The sequence below is a fragment of the Pyruvatibacter sp. genome (assembly GCF_040219635.1).
Classification (GTDB): Bacteria; Pseudomonadota; Alphaproteobacteria; order CGMCC-115125; family CGMCC-115125; genus Pyruvatibacter.
Genome location: NZ_JAVJSC010000003.1, coordinates 121,623 through 146,904, shown reverse-complemented (window position 1 = coordinate 146,904; position 25,282 = coordinate 121,623). Strand labels below are relative to the sequence as shown.

Genomic DNA, 25,282 nt, shown 5'->3' with positions numbered 1-25,282 from the left:
TTTTACGCAGCGGCAACCGTAGTTTAGCGATCCTGGTTTTCGCGGATGGCAGCCAGCTCTATCGGTCCTGATAGTTGGGTGCCCGCTTCTCAACGAACGCTGCAAAGCCTTCTTTCACGTCCTGGGTCTGGGCCGTCAGTATCTGATTGCGGTCTTCCATTGCGATGGCGGCTTCAAGGGAACCCGCATCAATATTCATGTTGAGACACTCTTTGGTCAGGCGCAGGCCCAGCGGGGCTGTGGTCAGCATCTCATCCAGGAAGGTGCGAGCAGCCTCGTCCAGCTTGTCGTCCGGCACCACGTCGGAAACCAGCCCTGTGGCGAGGGCCCGGTCAGCCTTGATGAACCGGCCGGTCAGCAGCAGTTCGCTGGCAACCGAAACGCCGACGAGTCTTGGCAGAAAATACGAAACCCCAATGTCGCAAGCGGACAGGCCAATGCGAATGAAGGCCGCATTCATGCGTGCGCTTTCACCGGCAATGCGGATGTCAGACGCAAGCGCCAGCGCGAAGCCGCCGCCGCACGCGGGGCCATGCACTAGGGAGATGATCGGCTGCTGGCATTTGCGCATCCGCATGACGATTTCAGAAATGCGCCGTTGAGACATAAGGCCCGCAGCCGGGCCGGTCTGGATCGCAGTGCTGTCTGAGCGGTTGGAGGTATCTTTGAGGTCAAGCCCGGCGCAAAAGGCCCGGCCTGCGCCCTTCAGAACCACAACACGGACGGCATTGTTCATGTAGAGCGACTGAAAATAGTCCAGCAGCTCGTCGATCATTTCCGGGTTCAAAGAGTTGAGCGCGTCCGGGCGGTTGAGAGTGACCCAGTCAACGGCACCCTCCTTGCGAACATCAAGGGTGGTATAGGTGCGCGCCGTGTCTGCGTGGGCCATCGGGTGGGTCTCCTGGTGGTTGAGTGTCAGGTGTTGTTTAAGGTTGTGTCGCTGCGCACGGCGATCATCTGCGTGAGCACATCCGCAGGCAGATCAAGCCAACGCAGGCTGATCTCGGTTGGCGGGTGGCGGGGGTCATAGTACGGCGGATCGACGCGGACCACGTCTGCGATGAAAGCACCGTGTGTGGCGTTGATTGCAATGGTGCCGGTGGCAAAATCCCCCACATGAAGCGCAAGCGAGGTTCCGGCAATGCGCGCACCACCATAAGACCAATCCAGAACATCAACCTCCCCAAAGCCCAGATCAACGGCAAGTGCGCCGCGCGCCGCGCGGTCATGCAGACGGCGTTCGCTTCCATCGTCAGGCGGCTGGGTGGGCTCAATATCCAAAGGGTCGGGTGTCCTGCGTTGGGTTGATGGGCATATTTGGTGGGCAGTGTGCGCTGAGGACACGCCGCGCTCAAGAGTGCGGTCATCAGTGTGCCGTCTGCGACTGTCCAAGTAATTGCGCGGCACCACCCGTTTGGGGTTCCCTCGGCCTTCCCGGGTGGTAATGTCCCCGCCATCCGGTTGCGTTTACGTGTTTGCAGCAGCGTTGAGCCTATGGTGCCGCGCGTTCCGCTGAAAACAGGTGAGACCGGGATGCGTATTTGAAAGGCAGTGCCCCTCCCCGTGTTCGATTCATTCGATTTTGTACAGCAGCTTGTGCTGCCTGCCGCCCTGTTCGGGGTCATGGTCACCGTGGGGATGGAACTCACCCGACGCGACTTTCGTGATCTGGTGGCTGCACCACGAGGGTTTCTCATCGGGGGGGCAATTCAGCTCACGCTGTTTCCTGCTATTGCGGTGTTGGTGTTGTGGGTTGTGCCGCTACCCGTGGCTACAGCCGTGGGCCTTGCCATTGTCGCCGCCTGCCCCAGCGGCGGGTTCTCCAATGTTTTGACATTGCTTGGACGGGGCGACCTCGCGCTGTCAATTTCACTCACCACCATATCTAGCGTGCTGGCTATTTTGACATTGCCCATCGTGCTGGCGTTTGCTTTGGCTGTCGCGGATACAGGTGCCGGGGAGCAGGACGTGGTTTCCGTTCCGCTTCTGCCAACGCTCGGGCAACTGTTCATGGTGGTTTTGCTGCCGGTGGCTCTGGGTATGTGGGCGCGTGCAACGCATCCCGCCTGGGTACAGCGGAACATTGACCGGGTGCAGCAAGCCGCACAGGTGTTGCTGTATGGTGTTGTTCTGGTGGTGGCCATTCAGGACTGGAAGCCGTTCAGCGCGGGCATTGAAGCCTCGTTTCCGCTGGCAGCGTTGATGTTCATTCTCAGTGCGGGTGGCGGATACTTTCTGGCCATCGCGTTTTTGCCCCGCGCACAGGCATTCACCGTCGCAATTGAAACCGGCACCCGCAATGTGGGGTTGTCCACGCTGGTGGCTATCAGCGTGCTTGACCGGGTGGACTGGGCAGCATTTGGTGCGGTCTATATTCTGCCCGCCAGCGCGCTTGGCTTTGCCGCCGCTCTCGCCCACCGTCGGGCACAACGGCGTGACCGACAACGGGCGCGGGCGCTCGAGCAGCAGCAGGTCGGCCGCGCGCCTGGGCCATAATAGAACGACCCATGACAACGCCAGGCACCAACGCACCTGCAAGGCTCATAGCGCATATGCGTGAGGCCTACTATGGCTGGTGGGTTGTCGCAGCAGTGTTCGTCATCATGGCGACGACCGCGGGCATTGGTTTTTACAACCTGTCGGTCATGCTCGGCGCGTTCAGCGAAACGCGCTTCGACGTGAGCGAGGTTTCAGGGGCCACGGCCACGTTCTTTCTGGCATCAGGCTTTGCAGGCGTTGCTGTTGGTCGTCTGATTGAGGTCTATGATGCCCGATATGTGGTGGCGATAAGCGGCACATTATCGGCGCTGGTGTTCGCCTTTGTCGGGTCGATAACTGAAGTCTGGCAGCTTTATCTTTTCTATGCGGTTTTCGGTGTGCTTTACGCAGGCTGCGCGCTGGTTCCCGCCACAACACTGGTGGCGCGATGGTTTTCGCGTCGGCGGGCAGTGGCTTTGTCTGTTGCGTCCACCGGGTTGTCAGTCGGCGGCATCATGTTTGCACCGTTGTCTGCCTGGATTATTCAGACCCAGGGACTGTCGATCGCGGGCTATTGGATGTCGGTGCTGTTTTTTATCGGCGTTGTGCCTGCCGCCTTGTTTGTGCTGCGCCCCAGCCCTCAAAGTATGGGGTTGCGCATTGATGGTGATCCGCCGCTGGCTAATGGTGAAAGCGAAGGCCCGCCGGACGGCATCGCCTTGGCCCTCGCCATACGGTCACGATTTTTTATTGGTGTCACGGTGGCTTATGTTTTTGCCATGATGGCGCAGGTGGGCGCGCTGTCGCATCAGTTCCGGCTGGTGAGTCTGCGTGAGGATGCAGCGATTGCTGCGCTCGCAGTCTCAGTGCTTGCAGCCTCCAGCATTGTCGGACGGTTGGCGGGCGGAGTTGCGCTTACCCGGCTACCGATCCGGACATTTACATTGGTCTTCATGGGATTGCAGGCCTGTGGCCTTGCAGCCTTTGCTTTTGCTGACGGTACCGTGACACTCATGGCAGCTTCTGCTTTGTTTGGCGTTACTGTTGGCAACATATTGATGTTGCAGCCGCTCCTGCTGGGCGAGGCCTTTGGTCTGCGCGACTACGGGCGTATTTTTTCGCTCAGCCAGATGTGCGGCACGTTTGGTGTGGCTGGCGGCCCTGCTGTGGTTGGTATTGTCTATGACATGGCAGGTGGCTACACCGCCGCCTACCTGACAGTTGCCTGTGCATCGTTGCTGGCGCTTGCGGTATTCGCGCTGTCCGGCCCCGTTCGCCCACCTGGCACAGGCAGCTAAGCGAGGCGCACAGGTGCCTGCGGCACAGTTTCCCAGAACTCAGGGTCGTGGCCATACATGATGCGGGCACCACGCTGTTGCAGTGCTTTGAGGGCGCGCAGCGACGCCAACATCTGCTCATCATTATAACGAAAGCGGGGAAGGTGCATGTCATCAAGCGTGCGCCTTAAATAGCACGCGTCACCTGCAAGTATGTAAGTACCGGTGGTAGTTGTCACCTTGAGAGACTGGTGGCCAGGGGTATGGCCAAATGTCGGCATACAGACGATTGACCCGTCGCCAAAAAGGTCGTGTTCGCCGTTGAGCATGGTGAACGACTGCCCGGTTTCAAAGTCAGCACTGACATAGCCACCCGCAGTTCCAACAGCACGGGCATGATCCAGTTCGCGCTTCTGTATGAGTATAGGCACGTCCGGAGCAAGCGAATTGCCACCGGCATGGTCGTAATGCAGATGGGAGTTGATGACGTGGGTCACGCCCGCAATATCCAGACCTGCCTGCTCAAACCGGGCGTTCAGCAGTTCCGGTGTTGAAACACGTATCTGGTTTGAGGGGTGGATGCTGTCAAAGTAGCTGCCGTTTGGGTCAACTGCGTGTGGATTGAGACCCGTATCGAACAGCACGGAGCCTTTGGGGTGAACAAGCAGATAAGCAGGCACCGGCACGGTCAGCAGCCCCTCTTCGCCCTCCAGAAACGACTTGAAGGGTATCGTGAGGTGGCCGCAGGTAAATGCGTAGAGGGCGATGCTCATGGCCGGAGGCTAGTTTCTGCCCGACACATTGTGTGTTTCTTTAAGGTCGCTGCGCAGTGCTGCGAGCAGACGTTCGCTCAGCCGCTCCTTGTCTGCCTCAGGGGACCTAGAGGTTGTCTTGCGCACGGCATGTCCGCGCCAGACAACGCGGCTGCCCTGGTCCAGAAGCTCCAGCGTCATGGAGTAGGACGATAAGGGCGGGCACCCGTCAGGAGAGCTGTCGAAGGCATACCGACCAATGGCCTCAGGCTCGCGGCCACCTTGAACCTGTGATTGAATCGAGAACGGCTGGCGCTCTTTCGTGCGGGCAAAATCAGTTGCATAGACAAGCTGCCAGAAGGCGTTTTCGTCGATTTCATATCCCAGTGAGGCAAGCCGCGCCGCCATGCTTTCTTCCAGTACCACATCGCGGTCGATGGCCCGCAGACTGCCAAGCGAAAGTGGCCCGCCCAGTGGCATATCGCCATTTATCTGACTTTCCACCTTCAGGCCGGGCGAGGGACAGTTGCTGTCAAGGTCGGGATCCGGGGGTACGTCGGACTGAGCCGCTGACGGCACAGCTACCATCACGGCCACGAATGCGTTGACAGCGCAGGCAATCAGCGCGGTGCGTACTTTTTTTCCGGACATGACTGCATCCCTTCTGAGACTGGTATCACCGGCGACGCCTAACAATGGCACCTGGTTCGATAGTGAGGCTAACGCATCTGCGCTTGGTTGCGAAACACCATGCAGAGTACGTGGCAATTAGCCAGCATGGATGCTAAATGCTCAATGCTGTTTTTGGTGAGCACACCAACATGGCCCCGTAGCTCAGCAGGATAGAGCATCAGATTCCTAATCTGAGGGTCGCGTGTTCGAATCACGCCGGGGTCACCAGCTTTTTGGGTGTCCGTCATTGTGCCCTTAGGGGAATGACGACTGCGTGGCGGCCTGCAGCACATAACGGACAACCGCAGCCTGGTCGCTGGCACCCAGTTTTGTTTTCAGGCTGGCGAATTGGGTGCGAACAGTCGTGATCGACACACTATTTTGTGCGGCGAAATCGGTGAGGCTTAAGCCGGACGCAAAGGCGGCGGCAAGCTCTGCTTCTTTTTGCGACAGACCATACCATGTTGTGAGCGACGCTTCATCGATTGTGAGTGCGTCCGGCGTCGTCAGCAACCGCAACAGCACCACCGGCGGCACGCCACGGCCTTTGCTTTCCTGCCGTAGGCGCTCCGCACGCAAGAGCGTTGGCATTTTATCGTTGACGCCTTCAAGCCGCACCGCGCGGTTGCTGATACTTGGTGACGCCTTGAAGAGTGTGTCCAGGGCTTCCTGTAGCGCTTGATTGTCGCGCTCTGTGGTGCCGAACAGCCTGCCGTTCTTGAGGCTGATAGGGGTCTGTTTCGCAAGCAGATCGAGCGCTTTTTTGTTCGAGAGCAAAACGTGACGGCTTGCGCTTAGCAGAAGCATTGCATCTGAGCTCTGAGTAAACAGTATTGTCAGCCAATCGCGTTCAACCTGGTCCTGCGTAACGAGCGCTCCATGTTTCAATCGGCGCTGAATGAAGGGCCAGACCCATTCAGGGCCGTGTGCGCGGGACCATTCAAAAATCTGGTCAACGCGGTCACGGGTATGTGGCTGAACGAACTCCTTTATGAGTTCCTGATAAGACGAGATTAGGCTTTCTGCATCCGCTTTCCCCGACTGTGCCTGCACGCTCGTCTGTTTACGGACGAACTGCCCGATGCGTGCAAGTGCTGCGGTGCTTTGCGGTGACAGCGGTGCAAGGCGTTGCCAGGTGTCGGCAAGACCGTCCCATTCATAAAAGTTCACGGTGTTGCCGGTACTGCGCAGTTTCTCTGCCAGCAGTGTTGCATCGTCATACAGCACGTCATTGACATCAGCGTGGATTTCCATGTCCGGCATACCCGTCAGGTCAGCCAGAACGGGCGAGGCCAACGGGTGTCGGGGGTCTGCCCCCTGCAGGTAGTCGAACGCCAGTGTCATTATCAACTCGACGTCTGACGTGGAGCCGTTGCTGCGAATATTTGTGACATAGCTGCCGCCGGAAAACGTCAGGTCCACGAGGGGTGTAAGAGCTACAAACCCCGCAGGCATGGGGTGGTGCTGGTCGCGCAGCGACATGAGCGCTGCCAACGCGATACCGGCACCGGATGTGTCTCCCATAATGACGATGCGTGAGGGGTCATGGCCCTGCTCCAGCAGGGCCAGATAGGTGGCGGCCACATCCTCAATGGCAAGTGGGAAAGGCTGTTCAGGTGCAAGCGCATAGTCAAACAGCAGCACGCGCGCTCTGGCGTGTGTGGCGATGCGAGCAGCAACAATCTCCTGCATAGGGCCGCGATTGAGGGAGAAAGTGCCGCCATAGACATATAATACAATGCGAGCGTCTGCCCGCGTGTCCGGCTGGGCAATCCAGATACCGGATACAGGCAGTCCCACAGCCGGTATTTGGTCCACACCCAGCGTATCCAGACCGGATTCTTGTTGCATATGCATCCCACCCCATTCGCACTCACCCTTTTGGGCCAGTCTTCCGCAAGCGTATCATCACTATTGATGATGTGGGTATTTCGCCCCTCCGGTACTCCTGTTAGCGAAACAGACAAGGGTTGGGGGACTTCACCATGAAAATAAGTTTGAGCGCGGTAGCATTGTTTGGCGCGGCAGTGTTTGTCGCCTCGCTGACGCCGCTGGCTGCAACGCCGGTGGCCGCACAATCGTCCACATCGTGTAACGGCGGGAATGTATCCGGCTTCAACCGGACGGCTGCTGCCGGCGGAGCCGCGAATATCAATCAGAGCGGCACATTTTTTGTGGGTGACGTCATCACTGCCACCGTAACGGGAATTATTTTGTCGGTAGCTGCGGATGTGAACCCTGGAAACAACCTGCTCATTTTCATCAATGGCGGCCCTGGTTCTGGCAGCTTTACGTTCCCCTCAACCGGCACGTTCACAATCAACGGCGCGCTCAATGCCGGCCCCGGCGGAGGGGCAAGCTTGGTGTTCACATGTGTAAGCGGTGCAGGTGTTGCAGGCGCTGCGGGTGCTGCAGGCGGGATGGATCTGACGCCGCAGGTGTTGGTCGAAGTCACTGACAGCGCGGATGAAAACAACCGTGTGGTTGAGGAGCAGGCGCTTGATGATCTGTATGAAGAAGCGATGCGCGCTGACTATGAAGCGGATCAGGAGCAAACCTATGGGGGAGCACCACCTGTTGAAGAGCTGACAGAAGTAGAGCGCGCAGCGCTTGCAGCGCAGCTTGAAGACCTGCAGCGCCGGGAAGCAGCGCTTGAACAGCAGGTGGCGGAGAATGAAAGCCGAATTGATACGATTGATGGGATGATCGAGCTCACCAAGGACACCTCGGCGAGCGCACCGACACCGTCAACAATTCTTGCGGAGATTTTCACGCCAATAGATATCAGCGCTGAGGAAGAAAAGAGAAGTCAGGCTGAGAGGGCGCGACTGAATGCGGAGAAACAGGACGTGCTGGGTGAAAATGCGGTGACACAAAACGAACTCAATGACGTTAGACAGCAGATCAGTGAAATTGAAGCGAAGCTGCCTTCAACGCCCACCTTGGACGAAGGTGACGTTGACATTGAGTTGCGTCCGTTCGTTGCGAACGAGCCGGTTGACCGTTTCGACAGGCAGTTCAGGGACATTGTCCGGTATTTTGATGAGCCGGACCGCCCTCAGCTTCAGCCTTTTGCGGGCGGCATTGCGCTTGACCCCCGAACCGCTGCATGGATACAGGCCTCCTACACCCAGTATGAGCAGGATGATGCGACGCGCCTTAAAGGTAAGTCGCTTGTACTGGCCACGGGGGTGCACCGCGATTTCTGGGAAGATCTGCGGCTTGGTCTGTTGTTCTCCACTGCATGGAACGACACAAGTTCTTCGCTCAATGCGCTCAACATTGACACGCGCAGCTATTCAGCCGGTGTGTATGCGCGTTACCAACTTGAAGGTTTGGCGCTGAGTGCGCGGGCGCGCTACGGATGGTCGGACAGCGACATTGGCGTTGGTGGAACGACCGGCTCGTATGATTCAGACCGGGTAAATGTGTATCTGTCCGCGACCGGCCAGGAGAATATCAACCCGGTTGTGTGGGTGCGGCATACCACCAGCGTTTCGTCCACCTGGTCCGCGCGACGCGTACACCAACTCGGCAGGAACGCGTGTGGGAAGTTCTGACACCTGGGGCGGACGCCTTGCCATCGGGCCGACCATCGGGATGACGCTGGACAAGACCGAGACGTTCGCCATTATCGAACCGTCTCTTGGTCTGTCAGGGTCTTACGTGTTCTCCAACCGTGATTCACAGGGCGGGCAGGTGGCCACAAGCGAGGATGATTATTTCAGCGTTGCGATATCGCCGGGCATTTCGTTTGCGACGCAGGGCGGAACGTCCCTGAGCTTCAATACACAGTATTTTGGCATCGGGTCTGACCTTAACGGGTGGACGGTCGGGGGCACGCTTTCGATCCCGCTCAACTGATGCGCCGCGTTATGAACTGCACGTGCGGCGTGCGCGATGACAAACAATAAGAAGCCCGCATGAGGAACCAACCTCATGCGGGCTTCTTGCAACGCGCCGTCAGTGCGGCTTGTCTTAGAAAGCTGATGAATAGGTGAGGCCCACAGCGTTCACGCCGGGGTTGTCGTCGGAGATGCCTGCGTTCGACAGGTGATAGACATACAGCGCGACCATGTCGCCTTCACTGAACTGGTAGCCGAGCTCAAGCTGTTCGCGGAACTCAAACACCTGGCCCAGATCCTTGGAGTTGCCTTCACCATAGGCACCAAAGCCCACCTGAATGCGGGCCAGAAGATTTTCAGTGAAAAAGAACGACCGTGACAGGCCGACATGGCCATAGACGCCGCCGTCTGTATTGACGAATGCGCCGACCAGTGGGCGGATATTCCAGATGATGTTGAAATCCGGAATGTAGCCGATATCAAATACCGCAGATGAAGATTCGGCACTGTGGGTAACGTCAAAGTAGCCCGCGCCAACATAAAGATGTGCAGGCTGCGATGCGGCCAGTTCTTCAGCCGTTGCAGCGCTGGCGGTGCCAAGCGTGAAGGATAGCGAGACGGCGGCCGCCATGGCCAAACCGGAAAGTAAGTGTTTCACTTGATGTTCCCCTAGTGCCGGGTGAGCGTTTCAGGAGGCTGAAAACACTTTCCGGAAGCCCACATAAATCTGCGCGGAGTGTAGGGGGAATTGATAGCCTGAAGCAAATGCGAGCTGCATGTCTGCGGCGTGCCTACAGCGGTAGATACATGAATGTTGCGGAAGTGCCACATGAATAAAATGACAGTATTTTGCCGTTTTCCGGCGCTGGCGATGATGGTGCTGGTAGCAGCATGTGATGAGGCGCAGTCGTCGGCCTGTTTTGAACCACCAAGTGACGCACGCGGTCCATTCTACGTAGTGGAAGTGGTTGATGGCGATACGGTGGAACTGAACGACCGCAGCGAGGTGCGCATGGTTGGCATTCAGGCACCCAAACTGCCTTTAGGGCGGCGCGGGTTTGAAGAGTGGCCATTGGCACGTGAGGCGCGCAATGTGGCGGTGGATTTTGCTGACGGCGGACAAGTGATGCTGTGGTCCGGCGGGGCCGAGCGCGACCGCCATGGCCGCCGTCTGGCGCATACATATGTGCGCACTGGCGACGGCGGCACTATCTGGTTTCAGGGCGAGATGCTGCGGCGTGGGCTGGCGCGGGTTTATACCTTTCCCGACAACCGCGCATGTGCCGCTGACATGCTGGCAACCGAAGCGCAGGCCCGCGCACAGGGCCTTGGTATGTGGGGTCTTGATACATATCGGGTCATGGATGCCGACGAAATTGACCGTCTCACCGAGCGTGAAGGGTCTTACGAACTTGTGGAAGGCCGGGTGCGTGAAGCGAAGATCATCAACGGGCGTGGCTATCTCAATTTCGGGGCAGACTATCGCGAAGATTTTACAATCTCTGTGTCCCCGCGTGACATGCGCTCATTCAGGGATGCCGGTATGGATCTGACAGCACTTGAGGGGCGTATGGTGCGCGCTCGCGGCTGGTTGCGCTCCTTTAACGGGCCGACGATTGAAGCAACGCATCCTGAACAGATTGAGGTTCTGCAGTGATGAGTAAAAAGAATATCTTTATACGGATGACTGCATTTGTCGCGACATGTTTGCTTGCGTATGCAGTGGTTATGCCGGCACCTGCATGGGCACAGATTTCAGACCGTGAGCGGCAGCAGGGTGCTCAGGCACATAAGCAGATTGTTGCGCAATATGGTGGTGTATATGACCACCCGCGGGTCGGACCTTATGTGGAGCGTGTGACGGCACGCATCAGCGCAGCATCGTCCATGCCCAATGAGCGATTTCAGGTGACTGTGCTCAACAGTCCTGTGGTCAATGCCTTTGCGATACCCGGCGGCTTTGTGTACGTGACGCGCGGGTTGGTTGCACTGGCCAACTCCGAAGCTGAACTGGCGAGCGTGATCGGCCACGAGATTGCCCATGTCACACTGCGTCACGGGCAGGGGCGGCAAAATCGCGCTATTGGGGCAACTCTGCTGGGGGCGGTGCTTGGAATTGCGGTCGGCAGCGATCTTGTGAATCAGATTTTCAATATTGGCGCGTCCGGCTTTTTGGCCGATTACTCACGTGATCAGGAAAACGAGGCCGACAGCGCTGGCCTCACAATGTTGACCGGCGCCGGGTATGATCCGTATGCGGCACCATCATTCCTGGCGTCGCTTGGCGCCCAGAGCGGCCTGCACGCCCAGTTGCAGGGTGCACGCTATGACCCCAACCGGGTAGATTGGCTCGCCTCGCACCCCGCCACAGGGCAGCGCGTGCGCGCGACCCGTGAGCAGGCACAACAGACCGGCGTTGCGCCGGGCACACGTGCAACCGGCGTTGACGCTCACCTGGCCGCCATTGATGGGATGATCTATGGCGATGATCCGGAGCAGGGTTTTGTGCGCGGGCGCGACTTCATCCATCCTGATTTGCGGTTTGAGTTCACCGTGCCGGATGGCTTTGCGATGACCAACTCAGCCCAGGCCGTCGTGGCGCGCGATACCAACGGCAGCCAGATCAAGTTTGATGGCGCTCCCAGAAGCAATGCCCGCAATATGGCAGCGTATATCACGCAGGTGTGGGCGCGCGATGCGCAGATCAGCCAGGTCGAGGCGATTGACGTCAACGGCATTCCCGCAGCGACCGGCGTGACACGCGTCAAGGGTAAGGACGTGCGGCTGGTAGCCTACGACGCCGGCAACAAGACGGGCGTCTATCGGTTTTTGATCGCAACAGAGCCGCGCCGTACAAAAACGCTTGAACCGTCGATCCGCGATATGGTTCTAAGCTTTCGTCGGTTGACTGCGGATGAAGCAGCAAAAACAAGCCCGCTGCGCGTTGATGTCCGCACTGTCGGGCGTGGCGAAACGGTGGCGTCTCTCGCGGGACAATCAGCCTTTGCGGACGCTGCTGAACAACGGTTTCGCGTGCTCAACGGATTGCCGGACGGTGAGCAGGTTGTTGCCGGTCAGAGAGTAAAGCTGGTGGTTGACTGACACGCCTAGTCACTGACGAATTCGTCCGGCTCATCTGTTTCCTTGAGCAGGGCGGCACGCAGCTTGTTGAGGGCATGGTGCTCAACCTGTCGCACGCGCTCTTTCGAGATGCCCAACTCTGCACCCAGCGCTTCAAGTGTTTTGCCCTCTTCACTGAGGCGGCGTTGCTGGATGATGAAGTGCTCCCGTTCCGTCAGTGTATCAAGGGCACGGGCCAGCCAGCGTCGGCGCACGTCGGCATCGTGTGCTTCCATGGCTTCGTCGTCTGGCTGCGGACGGTCGTCGGCCAGCAGATCCTGCCATTCCATGGTGCCGCCTTCGCCTTCTGTGGCACCGGGCACGGCAGCATTAAGTGACCTGTCGCCGGCGGCAAGACGGGATTCCATGGCTTCCACATCGCGCATCGGCACGCGCAGCTGTGTTGCCACAAATGTGCGGCCTTCAGGCCCAAGCGTTGCGCTTCCGCCATCATTGATAAGCGCGCGCAGGCGGCGCAGATTGAAGAACAGAGACTTTTGCGCCGCCGTTGTGCCTGTGCGCACGATCGACCAGTTGCGCAGTATGTAATCCTGAATGGAAGACCTGATCCACCACGATGCATATGTCGAAAAGCGCACGCCGCGTTCCGGGTCAAAGCGCTGGGCCGCCTGCATCAGTCCCACATTGCCTTCCTGCACAAGGTCGCCCATGGGCAGCCCATACACCTTGAACCGGGCAGCCATGGCGATCACCAGGCGCATGTAAGCAGAGGTCAGTTCGTGCAGGGCGCGTTCGTCTTTGTGGTCATGCCAGGCCCGGGCAAGGTCCAGTTCATGATCAGCTTCCAACAGCGGCGCCTTCATTGCCGTGCGGATAAACTTACGATCCGAGCCGTAAGATGACTGAGCAGCTACTGCCATTTGATACACCCCTACGTCTGCCGCGTGCCTGATACATCCAGACCAGCGATTGTTTGCTACAAACAGATACGAGGCTTCGGAAGTGGCGGATCAGTGCAGGACGCACACATTTCAGCGACGCGGTTTGCACAAACGCAAATGACCAGGCGCACAAGCCGCTGGAGCAAAGCGCGAAATACAAAAAGGCCCGGAACACAGGTTCCGGGCCTTCGAGTGTTGCTGAGAGTGGAAGATGGCTGCAATCAGGCCGCTTTTTCGCTGCCCTTGGCATCGCCTGCGTCTGCGGCGCCTTCTTCCTTTTCCGGTTTGTTGCGGCTTGGAGCTTTTTCCAGGACGCTTTCAATCTTTGTCACGGCTTCATCGTCAGTGCCTTTTTCGACGGCCGCCACTTCGCGCGCCATGCGCTCCAGCGCCTGCTCATAAAGCTGGCGCTCTGAGTAGGACTGTTCGGGCTGCTTGTCGGAGCGGTAAAGGTCGCGCACCACTTCGGCTATCGCGATCAGGTCGCCGGAGTTGATCTTGGCTTCATATTCCTGTGCACGGCGGCTCCACATGGTGCGTTTCACGCGAGCGCGGCCCTTCAGGGTCTTGATCGCCTGGCCCACCACGTCATCGGCGGCGAGGCGGCGCATACCAACGGATTTCACCTTCTCGACGGGCACGCGCAGAGTCATTTTCTCTTTTTCAAAATTGATGACGAACAGCTCAAGTTTGTGGCCGGCCACCTCCTGCTTTTCCACACCGGTGATCTTGCCGACGCCATGAGCGGGATAAACAATGAAGTCGTTTGCCTTGAACTCCAGCTTCTTGCTGGCGGCTTTCTTTTTTGCGGGCATGCTGCGTCCCAATCTGCGTGGACCCTATGTGACATACGCCCCAAGCGTATGCCCCGTTCCACGGGGTAAAAAACAACGGACGACGGCCGGTGTCACTCCCGCAGGCAAGCTGCTAGCGGCCCGGATGACACCATCCAGGGCCGATACGCTGCGGCCTGACGCGGGTATGACGTCCGCAGACACATTCTCCATGCTAAGTCTTTGAAAAATAACAATTTTCAAAGTATCCGGCAAAGCCCGGTGCATGCTGGTCTTGCGGTTCGCCTATCGCCTTTTGCCGGAAAAGCCCGGCCAAAGCGTGAGGAAAATCCCCACGGTAAGCAGGTTTCATACACGAAAAAGGGGAAAAAATAAAGTCAGCACGAGGATTATCCGACTGCGGACACGCAGTATTGATAACCAGCCGTGCTTGATGGGCGCGTGCCCGATCAGTCGCCGGTGCCCGGTGCCTCGGTGAAAAATTTCTCGAACTTGCCTTCGACATTCAGGAAATCATCCGCATCGGCAGGGGCATCTTTTTTGACTGTGATGTTCGGCCAAACGGCGGCAAACTTGGCGTTCACCTCAAGCCACTTTTCAAGACCGCTTTCGGTGTCCGGTTTAATGGCTTCTGCAGGGCATTCGGGCTCACACACGCCGCAGTCGATGCATTCGTCAGGGTCTATGACGAGCATGTTCTCGCCTTCGTAAAAGCAATCCACCGGGCACACCTCCACGCAATCGGTGTATTTGCACTTAATGCAGGCGTCGTTGACGATGTAGGTCATGGGTAGGCTCCAGTGCGTGCTCCGGGTGGCTGCGCGTCGGGCCGCGTGGCATATCGGCCTGAGTGTCATGGCCGCGCTGCAGGCCATCATGTGTTCGGTTAAATGGCTTATACGAAGTGGACGGCAGGGGCCGCAAGCCCTGCATACCCCCAAAATGTGCAAGGGGACTATGCCGCAACACGGGGCCTGCAGCGGCTTGCCCCTGCGTCAATCTCCTGCTTTCAGCTTTTTGATTTTAGGGCCCTGATGCGGGCACGGTCCCGACCGTCCGGCGCTGAAGCAGGGGCCGGATTGCGGGATGCCGCCGTGCGGTCTTCGGGCGTCGGCGGGGGTGGACTTTGATCGTCAAACAGCGCGGCCGCGACGATTGCGGATCCGCGCTTTTCCACAAAGGTCAGAACTTCGACCACGCGAATGCGGTTGGTTAGCGGGAAGGTAAGCACATCATGGGGTTTGACAATATGTGAGGCTTTGGTGATGCGGGTGCCGTTCACCCGCAATCGACCCGTTGACACAAACTTGGCCGCAGAGGAGCGCGTTTTGAAAAATCGGGCGCACCACAGCCACCGGTCGATGCGCTGGCGGGGTGTGTTCTCGGTGTGGTCGGGCACGCGCGCGGTCAGGTCTTGGTTTTGAGTTGGCTCAGCACGGCAAATGGGCTGTCAGGGTCGACAGGTTTTTCGGGTCGCTTGGGTTTGGCAGGTGCTGTATCTGCCTTGGCACCCTTGTTGGGTTTGCGACCTTTCGCCGGGCGTGAGCGGGGTTTGCCTGCGCCGGATTTTTCATCCTGACTGGCGTTGGATGTTTTTGCCCGCGCAGGAGCACGTCTGCGCGGCGGCGGTGTTTTGCGTGCCGGACGCCACAACACGATTTCTTCCATGTCGTCGTCGGCGGGCACGTCCTGTACAGGGGTCTCGGTCACTGGTGTGCCGGCGTCAGATCCAGGTTCCGACGCCTGCACAGGCTCAGGTGCCAATTCCGTCTGTGCAGGTTCACGTGCCGTTTCCACAGGTGCCGTTTCCGTAGGTGCCGTTTCTGCAGGGGCTGGTGATGTATCTGCAGCAGAAACGGGCGTTGCGATCACCGTAATATCAGGCGCGGGCGCGCTGGCGGGTTGGGCCTGCGCGACAGGCATCTTCCGTACCCGGAGGGTTTGCGGGCGGAAGCCCAGTGATGCCAGAAGACCATCGAAGGCGTCGCCTGAACAGCCAACAAGTGACATCAGGTCTGCATCTGCCTCAAAGCCCGCGCCGCCATAGCCGTTTCCCAACTGGGCCCGGGCGGAGATTTTCGGGCGGATGGCATCGGCCAGCCGTTCGAGCATGTCAAGGCGCACGGCGCGCGGGCCGCAGACGCGGAAACCCAGAGCCGGGTAGAAGAAATCCGGCACATTGGGCTCAACAGCAGCAGACGTAAGCCCCGGTGCAGGTGGTGCGGGCAGTTCGATTGCGCCCCCCTGTGCTGCATGGGTTGCGTGCAGCAGCAAAATAAGATGTGCCGGTGCGGGCTTGAGCAGCGCGGGCATAAATATGGAGAACGCGCCAAAGCGAACGCCGTATTTGCGCAACATGCTCCGGTCAGGCTGGGCGAGCGCGGTTATGTCGTCGGCGGCTTCGTCACGGCGAATGGCACCCAGTGCCTCTACCAGACGGAAGGCAACGCCGCGGGCGAGGCCGGTTACGTCCTCGGCATCGCGCAGCTTCACCAACGGCTCAAGATTTTTGGCGATATGCGCCTTGAGCCAGGTGTCCATGCGCTGGATGACGGCCATGCGCGCGGTGGCGTCCAGTTCCTCACCCGTGATGATGTCGGTTGCGGGCGAGAGGCGATCGGTGCCGGCAACTATGCGACCGACCACAGCATTTTCCCACATTATGCGACCATGCTCGGTAATCTCGAAGGCATCGTCGGCGGCAGCGGTGAGGCGTTTGGCGCGTTCTTCTATTTCGGCCGTCACGGCTTTGTCGGAGGCTGCCCGCAACGCCTTGCCGTCCACGCCTTCCGCGCGCGGGTCCGGCACAAAGACGAGCCCAGACAGGCGGCCGACGAACTCGCCTTCCACCAGAACTTCGCCGTCTGCATTTACTGCCGTCATCAAATCCTCGCTTTGCTGCATCCGCTTGAGCAGCACACTTGTTCGTCTGTCGATGAATTGCTGAGTAAGCCGGGCATGCAATGCATCTGACAATCTATCTTCTATTGCGCGCGTGGCCTCCTGCCAATACGCAGGGTCGGCCAGCCAGTGAGGCCGGTTTGCCACATATGTCCAGGTGCGTATATGCGCCAGCCGCGATGCCAGGGTGTCAATGTCGCCATCGGTGCGGTCGGTGCGTTTGGTCTGTGTGGAAAACCAGTCCTCGGGAATGCGTCCCGGCGAGGCCCCGTCCGGGCACATCAGGTGGTTATAGATGTTGGCCAGCAGGTTTGCGTGCTCATCAATCATGACCTTGCGGAAGTCAGGCACCTGCGCCACGTCCCACAGGCGGGTCACAGCCTCTTCGCCATGCGCCAGCGGCGCAACGCGTTGGTCGCGCACCATCAGGGCGAGTGCGGCCACATCGGTGGCGTGGCGCGTGCGCATCAGGCCGCGTGCCGGTGGCGGCACGTCAAGGCTTGCAAACAATGTGTCCACGGAGCGCATATCAAGATCGGTGTTGCGCCACATCAGCGTGCGCAGGGGCTCAAACCGGTGGTCTTCTATTTCCGCAACCTGCTCGGCGTCCAGCGGTGACGCCTGCCCGGTGACGCCGAAGGTGCCATTGTCCAGGTAGCGCCCGGCGCGGCCTGCGATCTGGGCTATTTCAGCAGCGCTAAGAGGGCGATGGCGCTGGCCGTCATATTTTTCAAGGTTGGCAAACGCCACATGGTCCACATCCATGTTGAGGCCCATGCCTATGGCGTCCGTTGCCACGATAAAATCCACGTCGCCGGACTGGTAGAGCGCAACCTGCGCGTTGCGGGTGCGTGGACTGAGGGCTCCCATCACGACGGCGGCGCCACCGCGATGGCGGCGGATCAACTCGGCGATGGCGTAAACCTGTTCCGAGGAGAATGCGACGACCGCTGAACGGCGCGGCAGGCGGGTGATTTTCTTGGCGCCTGCGTAAGACAGCTCGGAGAAGCGCGGGCGGTCCTCGAACCGACAGCCTTTCACCAGGTCACGGATGCGGGCCTTGATGGTATCCGACCCTAAAAACATTGTTTCCAGAGCGCCGCGCATATGCATCAGCCGATGGGTAAAAACGTGGCCACGTTCGGGGTCTGCGGCCAGTTGCACTTCGTCGATGGCGACAAAATCGACCTCGACACTGAGGGGCATGGATTCAACGGTTGTCACCCAGTAGCGCGGATTGTCGGGGACGATTTTTTCCTCGCCTGTCACCAGCGCCACATTGGCGGGGCCAACGCTGCGTTTGACCTTGTCATAGACCTCGCGGGCGAGCAGCCGCAGCGGCAGGCCGATCATGCCGGTTTCATGGCCCAGCATTCGTTCAATGGCGAGGTGGGTCTTGCCGGTGTTGGTGGGGCCGAGCACAGCCCACACGCGCGCGTCTTCGTCAATGCGCTGCATTGATCGGGTGGGGCGGGTATCAGGAGTGAGGAAACGTCGCGCCATTGCGCGCGCACAATCACCCGTCGGGGATTTTTGCGCAACTGTGGTGTTGTCAGGCAGCCCGCTTTTGTGAGGGCGTATGGTCGGCTACGCGCATGGCGGCGAAGGAAGCCTCATCCACCGGCGTCCAGCGATAGCGCTTTGCCAGTTTCCTGAGAGCTGCCTGGAATGTGGGGCTGTCCACATAGTTGGCGTGGCGCGGACTTTCGATGAAGCGGATGCCGCCGGAGAGGTCAGGACTGGTTCTGGTTTCGGCCTGAAAGCGCTGTGCCCTCTCAGGGGCGCGCGTGCGATCCTGAATGGCGTTGGCGATGCAGTTGGCCATTTCGTCATACAGGAAATAGCCGCCGGAGTTGGTCTCCTCAAAGCCCATGGCAAAGAAGCCCGGCAGGTCGCGGCCAAACACGGTGAGATACAGATCAGGTCGCCCGGCCCTGAAGGGCACGGCACCCTCTGCCAGATACGGCATGTCATAGTTGTAGCCTGTGGCATAGACGATCATGTCCAACTGTTCGCGGCTGTTGTCCTTGAACACCACCTCGGTGCCCTCAAAATGGGCAATGTCGCCCTTTGCGGTGATGTTGCCGTGAGACAGGTGGTGGAGGAGTTCCGAGTTCACGATCGGATGGCTTTCAAATACCTTGTGATCAGGTTGGGGCAGGCCGTAGCGGGTGACATCGCCGACCAGCAGACGCAGCATTTTGCCCATCACCCACTGCTGAACAGGCATCGGCAGTTTGGGCCCACCATGGGCAAAGACGTCAGCGGGCATTCCGAAAACATGTTTGGGAATGAAGTGATAGCCGCGCCGTACACTGATGAATGCCTTGTCGGCGTGAATGGCCGCGTCGCAGGCAATATCGCAGCCTGAGTTTCCCGCACCTACGACCATGACGCGTTTACCGCGGAACTGGTCTGCGCTGCTGTAGTCGACAGCGTGAATGGCGGTGCCGTTGAATGTGCCTGAATAGTCCGGCCGGTTGGGCGACCAGTTGGTGCCAGTGGCAACAATGAGGTTGGCGAAGGTCTTTGTGACGCCCGTATCCAGCGTCACGCGCCAACTGCCGTCGTCATTGGGTGCGGCAATTTGCACAGCGGTATTGAAGTGTATGCCTTCTTTCAAACCATATCTGTTTGCAAAGTGGTGGATGTAGCTGAGAATCTGTGTGCCTGAGGGGTAATCTGGAAAATCGTCCGGCATTGGACAGTCAGTGAACGCTGATTGCGTTTTGGATGAAATGAAATGAGCACTGTCATAAAGCGGCGTACCCGGATTGTTTTTGTCCCATAGGCCACCCAGATCACTATGACGCTCGAACTGCTCATACGGCACGCCATATCGTTTGAGGGCGCGGGCGGCGGCCAGCCCGCCGGGTCCAGCGCCAATGATGCAGGTGGTCGCGTCATTCATGGGGTGTGATGCCTCAACAGGACAAGATTGAATATGAGGGTGTCTCATATTTTTGGTATAAGTCAACTCAGCCATCTCGCTGATCGGAGAAACTGATGCCTGCCCACTCTGCCCACTCTGCCCACTCTGCCCACTCTGCCCACTCTGCCGACTCTACCCGGCGCGGCAAAGCGATCACCCCTTCACGTGAGGCGCTCACGCCGCGTCGTCCAAAACAGGCGCGCAGCAGGGCGCGGATGGAGGCCATTCTGGACGCCGCCGAACAGGTGGTGGCCGTGCAGGGCATGGCGCGTCTCACCATGAGTGAAGTGGCGCTGCGGGCGGGGGTCTCCATCGGGTCGCTGTATCAATACATTCCCACGCCGCAGGCCTTGTTGCGGGCGCTGACAGATCGGTTTTTGGCCGATTTGCGCAGTGACCTGGAGCACCATGTAGGCGAAGCCCGCACGCCGCAGGCCTTTGCGGATGCAATCTCTCAGGTGATCTGGGGCATATACGCGAAAATGCGCGACCAGCCTCAGCAGCGCGAGATCTGGGCGCATCTTGCCGCCGACCGTGATCTGGCGGCGCTCAATCTGGCTGACAGTCGTGAAAATGCAGAGGGGCTTGTTGCAGCACTGGTGCGGGTGGGTGTTGTCGGACGTGGGGATGCAGCAGCTCTGTTGCCGGACGTCCTGCTCATCACGCATCTTTCAGGATCAGCAGTGCAGATGGCGGCTGACATGCCTGTGGCAAATGGCGACAAAATTGTTGCGTGCTTTGTGGATATGGCGCTGGCCCGTCTTGGCTTGCCGGGCTCAAGCCAAAATACCGTTACACCCTAGTGACCCTTCAAGTGTCTGCGCGTTAGAGTGCGTGTTGAAAGATAACACTTGCCGGGCCACCCCGCGTGGCCCTTGACGGGAAGCGTCATGTTTGAGGGCTTTAAGCCGATTGCCGTTGCAGGCGAAGGGGGCGCGATGTTGCGCGGTATTGCCGGCGGCGCGCCAGATGCACCGCCTCTTTTGCTGTTGCACGGCTATCCGCAAACCCATGTGATGTGGCACGCGGTTGCGCCTGCTCTTGCGGAAACACACCGGGTTATCTGCCTTGATCTTCCGGGGTACGGCAACAGTGATGCACCGCCCTTAAGCGATGACCATGCCGCGTATTCCAAACGTGCATGGGCACCGCATTTTGTGGCCGCGATGGCCGCACTTGGGCACCCCACGTTTGCGCTCGCGGGCCATGATCGTGGCGCGCGGGCAGCGTACAGACTGGCGCTGGATCACGGTGACCGGGTGACCCGGCTGGCGCTGCTCGACATAATTCCCACCGCGACCATGTGGGACATGGCCAATGCCAATTTTGCGATCGGTACCTTTCATTGGGGTTTTCTGGCGCAGCCCGCGCCGTTTCCCGAAAAGATGATCGAAGGCGACCCGGACCGGTTTCTGGATTACTGCATCGCCAAATGGGCGGCGGATGGATTCACCTTTGATACAACGGCCCACGAGGCTTACCGCGCGGCCTTTCGCAAGCCGCAGGTTATTGCGGCAACCTGCGAGGACTATCGCGCCGGTGCAACGCTGGACGTTGAAACCGACAGACAGTCGCTGGCCGCGGGCCAAACATTCGACGGTCCATCGCTGCTCATCTGGGGGTCACACAACTTTGGGGCAGACACGGATCTGATTTGCGGGCTGTGGAAGCCATTGCTGCCCAACGTGACGGGCACAGCGCTCGACTGTGGGCATTTCGTTGCGGAAGAAAAATCCGCCGACACAGCACGCGCCCTGACAGATTTTTTCGCTACACCATAAAAGCAACACAGGAAGGACACGCATCATGGATTTCGAGATTCCGCGAGAGATAACCGACTACCTCGCCGTGCTGGATGATTTCATCGAAAAGGAAATCAAGCCGCTGGAACAGCAGGACGACAACATTCGCTTCTTCGACCACCGCCGCGAACATGCGCGCACGGACTGGGACAATCAGGGATTGCCCCGCGAGGAGTGGGAAGAGCTGCTGGGCGAAATGCGTCGGCGTGCCGATGAGGCGGGGCATCTGCGCTATGCACTGCCAAAGGAATATGGCGGGCACGATGGCACCAATCTGGCGATGGCAGTGATCCGCGAACACCTGGCCGCCAAAGGTCTTGGTTTGCACAACGACCTACAGAATGAAAGTTCGATCGTCGGCAATTTTCCAACGGTCCTGATGTTCCGCGATTTTGGGACGGAAGAACAAAAGGCCAAATACCTTGAAGGGTCACTCAAGGGCCAGGTGCGTGTCGCCTTCGGCCTGACGGAGCCCGACCACGGCTCTGACGCCACATGGATGGAAACCCGCGCTGTTCCTGAAACCCGCGACGGCGTTGACGGTTATCTCATCAACGGCATGAAGATGTGGAACACGGGTGTGCATGTGGCGACGCATGACTTCGTGTTTGCGCGCACGTCCGGTGACGATGGCTCAGCGGTTGGCATCACCTGTTTCATCGTGCCGATGGATGCGCCGGGCGTGAACATTGAAGAGTATCTGTGGACCTTCAACATGCCCACTGACCACCCGCGCATCTCGTTCAAGGATGTATGGGTGCCTGCGGCGGACAATCTGGGCGGCATTGATCACGGGCTTCAGCTTGCGCAGCATTTTGTCCATGAAAACCGCATTCGGCAGGCGGCCTCCAGCGTTGGCGCTGCGCAATATTGCGTGAACCAAAGTGTTCAGTATTCAAAAGACCGCAAGCCGTTTGGCAAGCCGCTTGCCAGCAATCAGGCTATTCAGTTTCCGCTGGTGGAACTGCATACTGATTGTGAATTGATCCGTACACTGGTCCACAAGACGGCGTGGCAGATGGATCAGATGTCGAAGCCGGACGTTGCACGGCATCTGTCAGACAAAGTGTCGATGTGTAACTACCGGGCCAACCGGCTTGTGTGCCAGGCGGCAGATACGGCGATGCAGGTTCACGGCGGCATAGGCTACTCGCGCCACAAGCCGTTTGAACACATTTACCGGCATCACCGCCGCTACCGGATTACGGAAGGCGCTGAAGAAATCCAGATCCGCAAGGTTGGGGGGCATCTTTTTGGCTATATCGGGCGGGAGCGCGGAGTAGCAAAGGCTGCCGAATAGCCTCGCACCTGCCTACCAGGGTGTTGATTGTGCATCAAAGCGGGCCGGTTCCTCATCAGGAGCCGGCCCGTCTTGTTTTATGCGTGCGGCAGGCAGCATGATTGTCACGCGAGTGCCTTTGCCGGGCTCGCTTTCAAGCGTCAGCGACCCGTCGTGCAGCTCGGCCAGTGATTTGGTGATGGGCAGGCCAAGACCGGTGCCGCCGAAGTTGCGGGTCATCGGACCTTCCACCTGGCCAAACGGCTCCAGCACGCGGGCAATAAGATGCGGCTCGATGCCGATGCCGGTGTCCGCGACCATGATGTTGAGGTTTCCCGCGGTATCCAAACCAGCCGTCACTGTCACGGTGCCGCCCTGGGGCGTGAACTTTGTGGCGTTGGACATAAGGTTCAGCAAAATCTGTTTGAGGCCGCGTTCGTCCGCAAAGATTTCCGGCAGATCATCAAGACCTTCCAGCACGATTTTGACGCCGCCTTCGTCAGCACGGTGGCGCATCAGTTCCTTCGACCAGTGGGCGATGGCAGGCAGGTCTACCCAGCTTTCGTCAATTTCAAACTGGCCGGCCTCGATCTTTGAAATGTCGAGAATGTCGTTGATAAGCTCAAGCAGATGACGACCGCTCGAGTGAATATCGCGGATGTAGTCCGCGTATTCCGGTACACCCACAGGCCCAAACATCTCCTCACGGATCATTTCCGAAAAGCCGATGATGGCGTTGAGTGGCGTGCGCAGTTCGTGGCTCATATTGGCCAGAAACTGGCTCTTGGAATGGTTGGCTATCTCGGCAGTACGCAGGGCCTCCGACAGTCGCTGCTCGGCGCGGCGGCGCTCAATGGCGATTGCCGCAAGCTGCGCGGCACCGGAGAGAAACTCAAGCTCGTTGTGGGCCGGCTCGCGCGGGGTTTCATATATCATCGCGACCGCGCCCAGAACCTTGCCGTCACGAGACTTGAGCGGATGTGACCATACAGCGCCCACCCCAACGGCCAATGCAAGCTCGCGTTTATCGTTGAATATGGGGTCGGTTTCAGCGTCTGTCACAACCACGGTGTTACCTGTCGTGGCGGCTGTTCCGCATGGGCCTGCAGCAGGCGTAGCGGGCGTGCCGTCAAAAGCTGCGGCATAATCTGGCGGCAGGGATGGCGCTGCGCCAATCCGCAGGTTGTCATCATCGTCCAGCAGCAGGATTGACGCGCGCATTTCCGGTTTGAGGTCTTCCATTGCCAGGGCGAGGGCTTCAAGCACCTGATCCATGGGAGAACCGGTGGCCAGTTTCTCCAGCACGCCCAGATGCATTTTTAGTTCACCGTCCGCAGTCTTGCGGTCGGTGGCGTCCCGAACATTGAGCACGATGCCCCGCACGCTTGGATCGGCCAGCATGTTGCGGCCTGAGGCTTCAACCCAGATTTTTGTGCCGTCGAGTCTCCTTGACCAACCGGCCACGCGTACGCGTCGGCCGGCGCTTGTGTTGAGTTCGGTCAACATCTTTTTGAGTTCGGGGGCACCTTCCTGCACACCAAATCTGAGAATAGACATCCCGGCCAGGTCTTCCGGCGCGCCACCATATATGCGGGCCACGGCATCTGTTGCGAACCTGATGTTGCCCTCGGCACTGACTATCATCACACCGTCAAACGCGTTGTCCACCAGCGCGCGAAACCGCTGCTCGCTGCGGGCCAGCCTTTCATTGGCGGCTTCTGCATCTGCCAATGCGGTGTCGGACCCGGCCTTTGCCGTTGCCAGATCCCGGATCAGGTCGTCGTGTTCAAGGCGCAGCCAGATAGAGGATGAGGTTTGCGCAATCATCTGCCGCGCAACACTCACCATAAAGCCGTAGACCATGATGACGAGCACACCGACGGACATGAAGATCGTGTCGCCTGAGAGTAGTGTTACCAGCGAAATCGCGATAGTGATCGGAAGTGTGCAGGCAAAATAGACACGCCACTCATAGCTTGTTGTTGCCGTGGCAACTGACAAATGCGCTACGAACAACAGCAGTAAGAAGAAATCCTGTGCTTCATTTGCGGGAAGCCAGAACAGCAGCAACATGCTGGACCAGATGATGTTGGCGTTAAGGTAGCGCAGCGCCAGCGATCGGCTCAGTCGGTCGGGATCTGTGGAGAGGCGGCCAGCAAAGTAGCGCGACGAGAATACGGCAATCTCCGCCCATACCAGAATGACAGCGCCAATCCAAAGCGTGGTTAGTTGGCTGCTTGCCGAGGTGTTGAGCGACGCAATGATAAGCATGCCGATAAACGGGAACAGCAGCGGCAGTGCGCGGTGATTGCACATGATGCGGTTGAACAGGGCGAGCTTCACCGTTGCGGCGTGGGCGGCGTTTTTCTCGCCCCCCGCATGTAACGCATTCAGTTCTATCGGTCTGGCCTGTTCCGCCACCGCACTCTCCCGATCCGGGCAGCACTCATGCAGTGCGCCGGTCAGGTAGTATCGTCAAAACCCGTAAATCTGCGGCTAACGGCGGATTTGGCGGTATTCGGGGCTAT

At 58.9% G+C, this 25,282-nt stretch carries 22 protein-coding genes and 1 tRNA gene; 10 read left to right on the top strand and 13 right to left on the bottom strand.

What is annotated here, in order from left to right; genetic code table 11:
- Nucleotides 1-58 precede the first annotated feature (58 nt).
- Nucleotides 59-889 carry an enoyl-CoA hydratase/isomerase family protein gene (locus RIB87_RS04095; RefSeq protein WP_350143787.1) on the bottom strand — a complete coding sequence of 277 codons (831 nt, stop codon included), beginning with the start codon at nucleotides 887-889 and terminating at the stop codon, nucleotides 59-61.
- A 26-nt stretch (nucleotides 890-915) separates the two neighbouring features.
- Nucleotides 916-1,281: a hypothetical protein gene (locus tag RIB87_RS04090; protein WP_350143785.1), complete on the bottom strand. Its 366-nt coding sequence runs from the start codon at nucleotides 1,279-1,281 to the stop codon at nucleotides 916-918.
- A 282-nt stretch (nucleotides 1,282-1,563) separates the two neighbouring features.
- On the opposite strand from RIB87_RS04090, the gene RIB87_RS04085 reads away from it, so the two are divergent.
- Together RIB87_RS04085 and RIB87_RS04080 are read left to right on the top strand one after the other, a co-directional pair.
- On the top strand, nucleotides 1,564-2,496 hold the full coding sequence (locus RIB87_RS04085) for a bile acid:sodium symporter family protein (RefSeq protein WP_350143783.1): 933 nt from the start codon (nucleotides 1,564-1,566) through the stop codon (nucleotides 2,494-2,496).
- 11 nt (nucleotides 2,497-2,507) lie between these two features.
- Nucleotides 2,508-3,776: an MFS transporter gene (locus RIB87_RS04080; RefSeq protein WP_350143781.1), complete on the top strand. Its 1,269-nt coding sequence runs from the start codon at nucleotides 2,508-2,510 to the stop codon at nucleotides 3,774-3,776.
- Here the strand turns inward: RIB87_RS04080 and RIB87_RS04075 are convergent.
- Together RIB87_RS04075 and RIB87_RS04070 are read right to left on the bottom strand one after the other, a co-directional pair.
- A complete protein-coding gene (locus RIB87_RS04075) occupies nucleotides 3,773-4,528 on the bottom strand; it encodes an N-acyl homoserine lactonase family protein (RefSeq protein WP_350143779.1) in 756 nt (251 codons plus the stop codon). The genes RIB87_RS04080 and RIB87_RS04075 overlap by 4 nt on opposite strands.
- A gap of 9 nt (nucleotides 4,529-4,537) precedes the next feature.
- Nucleotides 4,538-5,158: a hypothetical protein gene (locus RIB87_RS04070; RefSeq protein ID WP_350143777.1), complete on the bottom strand. Its 621-nt coding sequence runs from the start codon at nucleotides 5,156-5,158 to the stop codon at nucleotides 4,538-4,540.
- 172 nt (nucleotides 5,159-5,330) lie between these two features.
- On the opposite strand from RIB87_RS04070, the gene RIB87_RS04065 reads away from it, so the two are divergent.
- Nucleotides 5,331-5,407, top strand: a tRNA-Arg gene (locus RIB87_RS04065).
- A 27-nt stretch (nucleotides 5,408-5,434) separates the two neighbouring features.
- Here the strand turns inward: RIB87_RS04065 and RIB87_RS04060 are convergent.
- Nucleotides 5,435-7,030, bottom strand: a complete 1,596-nt coding sequence (locus tag RIB87_RS04060; protein ID WP_350143775.1) for an alpha/beta hydrolase fold domain-containing protein — start codon at nucleotides 7,028-7,030, stop codon at nucleotides 5,435-5,437.
- Between the two features lie 134 nt (nucleotides 7,031-7,164).
- Between RIB87_RS04060 and RIB87_RS04055 the strand changes: the two genes are divergently transcribed.
- Both RIB87_RS04055 and RIB87_RS04050 read left to right on the top strand, forming a co-directional pair.
- Complete coding sequence (locus RIB87_RS04055) at nucleotides 7,165-8,739, top strand: autotransporter outer membrane beta-barrel domain-containing protein (RefSeq protein WP_350143773.1); 1,575 nt, start codon at nucleotides 7,165-7,167, stop codon at nucleotides 8,737-8,739.
- The gene (locus RIB87_RS04050; RefSeq protein WP_350143771.1) at nucleotides 8,726-9,043 is read left to right on the top strand and encodes a hypothetical protein; all 318 of its coding nucleotides are present in this window, start codon (nucleotides 8,726-8,728) and stop codon (nucleotides 9,041-9,043) included. The genes RIB87_RS04055 and RIB87_RS04050 overlap by 14 nt, the downstream gene beginning before the upstream one ends.
- Nucleotides 9,044-9,157: 114 nt before the next feature.
- Here RIB87_RS04050 and RIB87_RS04045 read toward each other — a convergent pair whose 3' ends face one another.
- Complete coding sequence (locus tag RIB87_RS04045) at nucleotides 9,158-9,682, bottom strand: acyloxyacyl hydrolase (protein ID WP_350143769.1); 525 nt, start codon at nucleotides 9,680-9,682, stop codon at nucleotides 9,158-9,160.
- Between the two features lie 171 nt (nucleotides 9,683-9,853).
- On the opposite strand from RIB87_RS04045, the gene RIB87_RS04040 reads away from it, so the two are divergent.
- Complete coding sequence (locus tag RIB87_RS04040) at nucleotides 9,854-10,681, top strand: thermonuclease family protein (protein ID WP_350143767.1); 828 nt, start codon at nucleotides 9,854-9,856, stop codon at nucleotides 10,679-10,681.
- 71 nt (nucleotides 10,682-10,752) lie between these two features.
- Complete coding sequence (locus tag RIB87_RS04035) at nucleotides 10,753-12,126, top strand: M48 family metalloprotease (RefSeq protein WP_350143765.1); 1,374 nt, start codon at nucleotides 10,753-10,755, stop codon at nucleotides 12,124-12,126.
- A 5-nt stretch (nucleotides 12,127-12,131) separates the two neighbouring features.
- Here RIB87_RS04035 and RIB87_RS04030 read toward each other — a convergent pair whose 3' ends face one another.
- The 6 genes from RIB87_RS04030 to RIB87_RS04005 all read right to left on the bottom strand — a co-directional run bounded on the left by RIB87_RS04030 (nucleotide 12,132) and on the right by RIB87_RS04005 (nucleotide 19,652).
- Nucleotides 12,132-13,025: an RNA polymerase factor sigma-32 gene (locus RIB87_RS04030; protein ID WP_350143763.1), complete on the bottom strand. Its 894-nt coding sequence runs from the start codon at nucleotides 13,023-13,025 to the stop codon at nucleotides 12,132-12,134.
- Between the two features lie 242 nt (nucleotides 13,026-13,267).
- On the bottom strand, nucleotides 13,268-13,861 hold the full coding sequence (locus RIB87_RS04025; protein ID WP_350143761.1) for a CarD family transcriptional regulator: 594 nt from the start codon (nucleotides 13,859-13,861) through the stop codon (nucleotides 13,268-13,270).
- 428 nt (nucleotides 13,862-14,289) lie between these two features.
- Nucleotides 14,290-14,628, bottom strand: a complete 339-nt coding sequence (gene fdxA, locus RIB87_RS04020; RefSeq protein WP_350143759.1) for a ferredoxin FdxA — start codon at nucleotides 14,626-14,628, stop codon at nucleotides 14,290-14,292.
- A 221-nt stretch (nucleotides 14,629-14,849) separates the two neighbouring features.
- Nucleotides 14,850-15,239, bottom strand: coding sequence for an RNA-binding S4 domain-containing protein (locus tag RIB87_RS04015; protein WP_350143757.1), 390 nt, complete (start codon nucleotides 15,237-15,239; stop codon nucleotides 14,850-14,852).
- 8 nt (nucleotides 15,240-15,247) lie between these two features.
- The gene (locus tag RIB87_RS04010; RefSeq protein WP_350143754.1) at nucleotides 15,248-18,244 is read right to left on the bottom strand and encodes a helicase-related protein; all 2,997 of its coding nucleotides are present in this window, start codon (nucleotides 18,242-18,244) and stop codon (nucleotides 15,248-15,250) included.
- Between the two features lie 49 nt (nucleotides 18,245-18,293).
- On the bottom strand, nucleotides 18,294-19,652 hold the full coding sequence (locus tag RIB87_RS04005) for a flavin-containing monooxygenase (protein ID WP_350143752.1): 1,359 nt from the start codon (nucleotides 19,650-19,652) through the stop codon (nucleotides 18,294-18,296).
- Between the two features lie 95 nt (nucleotides 19,653-19,747).
- Here RIB87_RS04005 and RIB87_RS04000 point away from each other — a divergent pair, with 95 nt between their 5' ends.
- From RIB87_RS04000 to RIB87_RS03990, 3 genes are all read left to right on the top strand, one after another.
- The gene (locus RIB87_RS04000; RefSeq protein ID WP_350143750.1) at nucleotides 19,748-20,476 is read left to right on the top strand and encodes a TetR/AcrR family transcriptional regulator; all 729 of its coding nucleotides are present in this window, start codon (nucleotides 19,748-19,750) and stop codon (nucleotides 20,474-20,476) included.
- Nucleotides 20,477-20,563: 87 nt separating this feature from the next.
- Complete coding sequence (locus RIB87_RS03995; RefSeq protein WP_350143748.1) at nucleotides 20,564-21,454, top strand: alpha/beta fold hydrolase; 891 nt, start codon at nucleotides 20,564-20,566, stop codon at nucleotides 21,452-21,454.
- A gap of 25 nt (nucleotides 21,455-21,479) precedes the next feature.
- Nucleotides 21,480-22,775 carry an acyl-CoA dehydrogenase family protein gene (locus RIB87_RS03990; protein WP_350143746.1) on the top strand — a complete coding sequence of 432 codons (1,296 nt, stop codon included), beginning with the start codon at nucleotides 21,480-21,482 and terminating at the stop codon, nucleotides 22,773-22,775.
- Nucleotides 22,776-22,787: 12 nt separating this feature from the next.
- On the opposite strand, the gene RIB87_RS03985 is transcribed toward RIB87_RS03990, so the two are convergent.
- Complete coding sequence (locus RIB87_RS03985) at nucleotides 22,788-25,175, bottom strand: PAS domain-containing sensor histidine kinase (RefSeq protein ID WP_350143744.1); 2,388 nt, start codon at nucleotides 25,173-25,175, stop codon at nucleotides 22,788-22,790.
- Nucleotides 25,176-25,282: the final 107 nt, after the last annotated feature.

Bases quoted from the DNA above. Each gene is read 5' to 3' on its own strand.
- RIB87_RS04010 (WP_350143754.1), bottom strand. From the start codon at position 18,244: ATGGCGCGACGTTTCCTCACTCCTGATACCCGCCCCACCCGATCAATG.
- RIB87_RS04040 (WP_350143767.1), top strand. From the start codon at position 9,854: ATGAATAAAATGACAGTATTTTGCCGTTTTCCGGCGCTGGCGATGATG.
- RIB87_RS04035 (WP_350143765.1), top strand. From the start codon at position 10,753: ATGCCGGCACCTGCATGGGCACAGATTTCAGACCGTGAGCGGCAGCAG.
- RIB87_RS03995 (WP_350143748.1), top strand. From the start codon at position 20,564: ATGTTTGAGGGCTTTAAGCCGATTGCCGTTGCAGGCGAAGGGGGCGCG.
- RIB87_RS04055 (WP_350143773.1), top strand. From the start codon at position 7,165: ATGAAAATAAGTTTGAGCGCGGTAGCATTGTTTGGCGCGGCAGTGTTT.
- RIB87_RS04025 (WP_350143761.1), bottom strand. From the start codon at position 13,861: ATGCCCGCAAAAAAGAAAGCCGCCAGCAAGAAGCTGGAGTTCAAGGCA.
- RIB87_RS03990 (WP_350143746.1), top strand. From the start codon at position 21,480: ATGGATTTCGAGATTCCGCGAGAGATAACCGACTACCTCGCCGTGCTG.
- RIB87_RS04075 (WP_350143779.1), bottom strand. From the start codon at position 4,528: ATGAGCATCGCCCTCTACGCATTTACCTGCGGCCACCTCACGATACCC.
- RIB87_RS04000 (WP_350143750.1), top strand. From the start codon at position 19,748: ATGCCTGCCCACTCTGCCCACTCTGCCCACTCTGCCCACTCTGCCCAC.
- RIB87_RS04080 (WP_350143781.1), top strand. From the start codon at position 2,508: ATGACAACGCCAGGCACCAACGCACCTGCAAGGCTCATAGCGCATATG.
- RIB87_RS04095 (WP_350143787.1), bottom strand. From the start codon at position 889: ATGGCCCACGCAGACACGGCGCGCACCTATACCACCCTTGATGTTCGC.
- fdxA (WP_350143759.1), bottom strand. From the start codon at position 14,628: ATGACCTACATCGTCAACGACGCCTGCATTAAGTGCAAATACACCGAT.
- RIB87_RS04005 (WP_350143752.1), bottom strand. From the start codon at position 19,652: ATGAATGACGCGACCACCTGCATCATTGGCGCTGGACCCGGCGGGCTG.
- RIB87_RS04030 (WP_350143763.1), bottom strand. From the start codon at position 13,025: ATGGCAGTAGCTGCTCAGTCATCTTACGGCTCGGATCGTAAGTTTATC.
- RIB87_RS04070 (WP_350143777.1), bottom strand. From the start codon at position 5,158: ATGTCCGGAAAAAAAGTACGCACCGCGCTGATTGCCTGCGCTGTCAAC.
- RIB87_RS04060 (WP_350143775.1), bottom strand. From the start codon at position 7,030: ATGCAACAAGAATCCGGTCTGGATACGCTGGGTGTGGACCAAATACCG.